Genomic DNA, 1,326 nt, shown 5'->3' with positions numbered 1-1,326 from the left:
AGGGCTCCTACTGCTTGTACGTACACGGTTTCAGGTTCTTTTTCACTCCCCTCACAGGGGTTCTTTTCGCCTTTCCCTCACGGTACTGGTTCACTATCGGTCAGTCAGGAGTATTTAGCCTTGGAGGATGGTCCCCCCATCTTCAGACAAGATAACACGTGTCCCGTCCTACTCGTTTTCACGTTTAAGGCATCGTCGGTTACGGGGCTGTCACCCTGTATCGCGGCACTTTCCAGAGCCTTCACCTGACACAAAAAACGCTTAAGGGCTAATCCGGTTTCGCTCGCCGCTACTGCCGGAATCTCGGTTGATTTCTCTTCCTCGGGGTACTTAGATGTTTCAGTTCCCCCGGTTCGCCTCATCAGGCTATGTATTCACCTGATGATAACTGCTTATGCAGCTGGGTTTCCCCATTCGGAAATCGGTGACTCAAGTGGCTCTTACTGCCTCATCACCGCTTATCGCAAGTTAGTACGTCCTTCATCGCCTCTGACTGCCCAGGCATCCACCGTGTACGCTTAGTCACTTAACCATACAACCCCAAGAGGTTTCGTATGTTCAAACAACCAAGGTTTGATTTGTTTCGCCGGACTCACTTTGCTTTCACTTTTGAAAAGTGAAGACAAAAAATACAAGACACTTGAATGTGTTTTGCTTGAGAACTCTGTTTCTTTCGAAACAGTTGATTCAATCTCAAAGATTGAATTTACTAGTCAGCTTTCCAGATTGTTAAAGAGCATTGTGAATTATCAACAGATAACCACTTTCTAAAGATTCTCGGGGAAAACCCTTAAAGAGTGGTGGAGCTAAGCAGGATCGAACTGCTGACCTCCTGCGTGCAAGGCAGGCGCTCTCCCAGCTGAGCTATAGCCCCGTCGTTCTGGGTGTCTTTCCGAAGGAAAGAATGGTGGGCGATACCGGGCTCGAACCAGTGACCCCCTCCTTGTAAGGGAGGTGCTCTCCCAACTGAGCTAATCGCCCACGGATGTTTTACATTCCCGTGGCAGGAATGGTGGGTCGTGCAGGATTCGAACCTGCGACCAATTGATTAAAAGTCAACTGCTCTACCAACTGAGCTAACGACCCGTGGCGTCCCATAGGGGAGTCGAACCCCTGTTACCGCCGTGAAAGGGCGGTGTCCTAGGCCTCTAGACGAATGGGACTTCTAATTCGTACTGATGCTGTTGGGCAGCACCAGTGGCTCTCTACATTTCGACCAGGCAATCTGTGTGGACACTGCGAAACAACGCAGTCTTTAGGTAAGGAGGTGATCCAGCCCCAGGTTCCCCTAGGGCTACCTTGTTACGACTTCACCCCAGTCATGAA

4 tRNA genes and 2 rRNA genes are annotated in these 1,326 nt (G+C 50.1%); all 6 read right to left on the bottom strand.

Annotation, left to right across the window (positions count from 1 at the left end):
• Positions 1-532: ribosomal RNA gene (locus ACYP03_RS23800) — 23S ribosomal RNA — on the bottom strand; the annotation flags it as partial.
• Positions 533-798: 266 nt separating this feature from the next.
• A tRNA-Ala gene (locus ACYP03_RS23795) sits at positions 799-874 on the bottom strand.
• Positions 875-905: 31 nt separating this feature from the next.
• Positions 906-981: transfer RNA gene (locus ACYP03_RS23790), tRNA-Val, on the bottom strand.
• Positions 982-1,010: 29 nt separating this feature from the next.
• Positions 1,011-1,086: transfer RNA gene (locus ACYP03_RS23785), tRNA-Lys, on the bottom strand.
• Position 1,087: 1 nt separating this feature from the next.
• A tRNA-Glu gene (locus ACYP03_RS23780) sits at positions 1,088-1,163 on the bottom strand.
• 97 nt (positions 1,164-1,260) lie between these two features.
• Positions 1,261-1,326 (bottom strand): 16S ribosomal RNA (locus tag ACYP03_RS23775); the annotation flags it as partial.

This window comes from Photobacterium sp. R1 (assembly GCF_054600795.1).
The sequence above is the reverse complement of the archived record's forward strand: the minus strand, read 5'-3'. Positions and strand labels throughout refer to the sequence as shown.